At 38.1% G+C, this 4,481-nt stretch carries 5 protein-coding genes, 6 tRNA genes and 1 rRNA gene; 2 read left to right on the forward strand and 10 right to left on the reverse strand.

Going from position 1 to position 4,481, the window contains the following annotated elements:
- Positions 1 to 260: 260 nt before the first annotated feature.
- The 3 genes from B5G33_RS20655 to B5G33_RS21480 form a co-directional block, all read right to left on the reverse strand.
- Positions 261 to 1,538: an MFS transporter gene (locus B5G33_RS20655; RefSeq protein WP_087418959.1), complete on the reverse strand. Its 1,278-nt coding sequence runs from the start codon at positions 1,536 to 1,538 to the stop codon at positions 261 to 263.
- Between the two features lie 235 nt (positions 1,539 to 1,773).
- Positions 1,774 to 2,430, reverse strand: a complete 657-nt coding sequence (locus B5G33_RS20660; protein ID WP_087418960.1) for a phage head-tail adapter protein — start codon at positions 2,428 to 2,430, stop codon at positions 1,774 to 1,776.
- 109 nt (positions 2,431 to 2,539) lie between these two features.
- Positions 2,540 to 2,698: a hypothetical protein gene (locus B5G33_RS21480; protein ID WP_158229665.1), complete on the reverse strand. Its 159-nt coding sequence runs from the start codon at positions 2,696 to 2,698 to the stop codon at positions 2,540 to 2,542.
- 206 nt (positions 2,699 to 2,904) lie between these two features.
- Between B5G33_RS21480 and B5G33_RS22175 the strand changes: the two genes are divergently transcribed.
- Both B5G33_RS22175 and B5G33_RS20670 read left to right on the forward strand, forming a co-directional pair.
- A complete protein-coding gene (locus B5G33_RS22175) occupies positions 2,905 to 3,225 on the forward strand; it encodes a hypothetical protein (protein ID WP_242974802.1) in 321 nt (106 codons plus the stop codon).
- The gene (locus tag B5G33_RS20670; protein WP_158229666.1) at positions 3,204 to 3,458 is read left to right on the forward strand and encodes a tyrosine-type recombinase/integrase; all 255 of its coding nucleotides are present in this window, start codon (positions 3,204 to 3,206) and stop codon (positions 3,456 to 3,458) included. Before B5G33_RS22175 ends, B5G33_RS20670 begins: the two co-directional genes overlap by 22 nt.
- A gap of 99 nt (positions 3,459 to 3,557) precedes the next feature.
- Here B5G33_RS20670 and B5G33_RS20675 read toward each other — a convergent pair.
- The 7 genes from B5G33_RS20675 to B5G33_RS20705 all read right to left on the reverse strand — a co-directional run.
- Positions 3,558 to 3,644, reverse strand: a tRNA-Leu gene (locus tag B5G33_RS20675).
- A gap of 30 nt (positions 3,645 to 3,674) precedes the next feature.
- Positions 3,675 to 3,748: transfer RNA gene (locus B5G33_RS20680), tRNA-Asp, on the reverse strand.
- A 47-nt stretch (positions 3,749 to 3,795) separates the two neighbouring features.
- Positions 3,796 to 3,869, reverse strand: a tRNA-Ile gene (locus tag B5G33_RS20685).
- 4 nt (positions 3,870 to 3,873) lie between these two features.
- Positions 3,874 to 3,946 (reverse strand) — tRNA-Thr (locus tag B5G33_RS20690).
- A 28-nt stretch (positions 3,947 to 3,974) separates the two neighbouring features.
- Positions 3,975 to 4,046, reverse strand: a tRNA-Glu gene (locus tag B5G33_RS20695).
- A gap of 15 nt (positions 4,047 to 4,061) precedes the next feature.
- Positions 4,062 to 4,134 (reverse strand) — tRNA-Asn (locus tag B5G33_RS20700).
- 229 nt (positions 4,135 to 4,363) lie between these two features.
- A 23S ribosomal RNA gene (locus B5G33_RS20705) occupies positions 4,364 to 4,481 on the reverse strand; the annotation flags it as partial.

Consider the following 4,481-nt stretch of genomic DNA (forward strand, 5'->3'; position numbering starts at 1 on the left):
CTATAAACAGATAAGTAATTCGACAGCCAAAAAGCAGAAGTTCCGACAAGGCAATTATACATATCTGTTTCTTATCAAAGAAGAATTTTTCCCATAGACACAGAAAATTTTACGCCCTCGCAGGAGAAACGCTGCAATTCCCGTTTCTCCTGCCTTTAATTACTGTTAAAAACTGGAAGTTGCCAATCTCTTTTCATATAATAATGGATAATATGTTCCCATCTTGATTACCCTTTAGCAAATACATGTGGGTCTGTCAATCAACAGTCATTTAATTTTTGTATTTCTTTACAAAAAAGTGAAAAAATGCTCATGACAAAACCACAAATCCCCGTACATAAAAACATGACGGCCATACCACTGCCTGCACCGATCCCCACAATTTTTCCCAACAAGGTCACAATATCTGAATTTGAACACATAAAAGGCTCGAACACATAATCAGATAAGTAACCGCCTAAAAGAATACCAAAAGGAATTGTACTGTATTGGACAGCATTTCTTACAGCAAATACCCTCCCTTGAATATTCTCAGGTATTTTTTTGTAGAGTATCAGATTTTGTCCTGCCATAATAAATGGAAGCGGTAAACTTGCGGCAAGAGCCGCAAACGACCAGAAAAATACATTCCTGCCGACAGCCATCGTTAAATCCCCCAAAAGAAAAGATAATGCGGCAGAAACATAAATCATACTTGCTTTTTTCCTGCTTTCTCTTTTCATAGATACAAGCAAACCGCCCACAATTCCTCCAATTCCCATACAGGCATTTACAATTCCCAAGACAATATTGTTTTCGGAGCTTCTTGCTAAAATCATCGGCGATAATATATTTTCATAAGTCAACCTTGAAAAGAAGTTTATTACGGCCATTGTTAACATGATGTATAAAATTCCCTTTTCTGTTTTCAGAAAATGAAATCCAAACATGATTTCAGCAAAAGGAGATTTGAATTTTCCCTTTGTAAGCCGTTCTGGTATACGAATTAAAAATAACAGTACGCAAAAGGCAACCGCAAAGCTGAATAAATCAAATAGCAAAATCAGCGGTAAATCACCGACAGAAAATAACATAGCCGCCAACATGGGACTAAATACAATGACTAAATTGCCAGAAAAAGAGTTCATACCACTTACATTAGACAGTTTATTCTTTGGCACAATTTTTGCTATCGCAACAGAAGATGCTGGTTGCTGAAATGCCGTACTAACTCCCACAATCATATTGACGATGTAAATATGCCATACGGCGAGATTTCCGGCTATTAAAAAGCCCAGAGTAAACAGAGAAGTCATTGCAGCAATACTATCTGCTACAAGCATAACTGATTTTTTTCGATGACTGTCTATAAAAGAGCCAATGAATATGCTCGTCAAAATATACGGCACATAATTACAAAATGATATCAGCGAAACAGAAAGTGTGGAATGTGTTTGTTCATATACCCATAAAACAAGCGCAAACGCCGTCATAGAACTTCCCAGCTGCGATATACTTTGACTTAGCCACAAAACTATATATTTTTTGAAATTTCCCATTGAATTTTCTCCAATCTAATCTTTATTTTTTGCGGATTAAATTGTACAAAATCCAATGTTCGGCGAAAATTACCTCTGTACAAATATCGCCTTATCATCAGATTTTGTACAGAGTTGACTGCTTAAATCAATCATTCTATGACATAACATTGTTCCCGCCTCCTTCTATATATGATTTTATTATGAATAAAGATAAGTTTCAAATTATCGTTTGTCATACAAACCGGGATTGTACTTATGAATATATCTTGTTTTTTATACGCAGGCTTGCTTCTACGTGCATAATCCAATGCCTTGAAAATGGCATTTGTATTAAACCTCGAATATCTTTTCCGCACCAATAATCAATAAGCCAAATTGCGTTTTCATCATTACTTACAACGTTTAATAATTTTAACTGTTTTTTTCTTTCTTCTGATATTTTCTTTTTCAATTCATCATAGGATAAACTGCTGATTATCTTCTCCGTGCTATCTTTTACCTCAAAAATATATGAATATAACTCTTTCAAATTAAGACGTTTTGAAAAATCCGCAATCTGCTCTTTTACAAGCTCATTTCCTGTTGTAATTATAGGTGAATTGATACGTTCTTGATAATTCCCCTCAAAAAACACCTGCTTGTTTTCACCAATCAATGTGTGCGCAACGATATCTTCGATACGAAAAATATGCCAAATTGAATATGCAATCGTCTTATTATGATAACCATCTGCATTTATAAATGGAATTGCATCAAAATCTTCTCTGCTTAATTCTTTATTAAATGATGTTAAGGTTTCCATTATCTGATTCCGTAAATCAAATAATGTGTTAATACCCTCTTCATAGGTATCTTTCTTTTTGATTTCTTCCTGCATTGTTTTACTTAGTTCAGACCATACCTTATTCATAATCAATCCCTCTCCAACAATTTCAATTTGTCTTGTCTTTCTCTCTTCGAGCTATCTATAGTTTACCTGCTTATTTTTTCCATTGTACTACTTTTTTACGACTTTTGAATTACAACTTCCAAACTGCTGAATTTGTTTCATCACTTTCTGCATTTTGCATTAAACCTCTATTCCTTGTATTCTCAGCAAAAACTCTCTCCATTATTTGGGTTAATTCGTTTATATGAAATTCTTCTAAGTTTAATGAACTCCAGTTCCATATTTCCAAGATCCACATCCCTTTAAATCCGATTAAATCTAGATATATAACTTTCACTGAACACAGTATATTTCTATTTTTAGATTATGCAATCAAAAAAGACATATCGACTTCCTTAAAATCAGATTACTTCTATCAGGCGATTGCTAATACCATCAACTGTAGTACACTAACCACATTAGAGACGGTACAAAAATAATAGAATAGTCAAAAACTTGTTAGAGCCAGGCGCATATATACTGGCGATTATGCTGGCTTTCTATAGAATATTCAGGATTGGGAAGATTAAAGCACTTTCATGGGACAGTAAAGATGAGAATACAGTCATCACACAACATCAACTGGTAGAAGAACGGGCATTGCAGGAAGATATGACTTTAAGCCAGCCCCACCGGGTAGTAAAAGACCCAAAAGGCAACCCTCACTACAGCATACGTACAGAATGTCTCCCGGCAGAAGGTATTTCTGTCCTGAAAAAAATGAAGGCTTTAATCCAAAGGGAAAATTTCTCTTCATGTATGAAGGAAGGCCTTTAACAACAGACACTTTCAACCGCCGTTTAAAGAAGTATTGTAATGAAATAGGCATTACATATTTACCAAGCCATAAAATCAGATTTACAGGTGCTTCCATGCTCTATGGCGCAGGAGTAAAGCCCATTAACATTCAGCCTTTGCCCGGACATTCCACCCTTACCATGACAGAGCATTACATAGGCCAGAGGGTAACTGAAAGAGATACTTCACAGATGGCCCGTGTGCTGGCATAAATAACGTATTTATAAACTGTACAACTTTGTACAGGATTTTTTAAAAAAGAAAAATGCTTCAAACCCTTTGTTTATAAGGATTTGAAGCACCTAAACAACTGCCGCAGACCGGAATCGAACCGGTACGGGAGTATAAGTCCCGCAGGATTTTAAGTCCTGTGCGTCTGCCAGTTCCGCCACTGCGGCATTTCTTAAAATGCTTATATGCATTTTAAACGACCCAGAAGAGACTCGAACTCTCGACCTCCGCCGTGACAGGGCGGCGCTCTAACCAACTGAGCCACTGGGCCATAAAAATTTTATTTATAATATTATGTTAATGGCTAGCATTAACGAGTGGACCTTCGGGGACTCGAACCCAGGACCGACCGGTTATGAGCCGGTTGCTCTAACCAACTGAGCTAAAGGTCCATGAAGCCGATGATCGGACTCGAACCGATAACCTGCTGATTACAAATCAGCTGCTCTGCCAATTGAGCCACATCGGCACACCATTAAATTAGCTTTACAGCTTAGTGACTCCTACGGGAATCGAACCCGTGTTACCGCCGTGAAAGGGCGATGTCTTAACCGCTTGACCAAGGAGCCATATATTTTAAAAAACTCCCCCTGTTGGACTCGAACCAACGACACTGCGGTTAACAGCCGCATGCTCTACCGACTGAGCTAAGGAGGAATATTAGATTAAATACTGTACCTTCAAAACCACACATGTAAAACTCTTTATATCCAACTTTTGCCGCTTTACTTAGGTATTGGCCCCGTCCGCTTAGCAACCGGTCACTCATAAGCCTACGGCTTATTTCGTGTCCTTTGCTTCGCAAATGACTTCGGTCCGTCTTCCTCATCCAGGAATGCAGGCATTCCCGTCTGTTCCAGACTTCCCTCGCCGCTTCCTAAGCTATTAGGTCAAGCCCTCGACCGATTAGTAGCAGTCAGCTCCATGCATTGCTGCACTTCCACCTCTGCCCTATCTACCTCGTCGTCTTCAAGGGGTCTTACTCCTTTCGGATGGGACATCTC

The organism is Blautia sp. An81, from assembly GCF_002161285.1.
GTDB lineage: Bacteria > Bacillota > Clostridia > Lachnospirales > Lachnospiraceae > Blautia > Blautia ornithocaccae.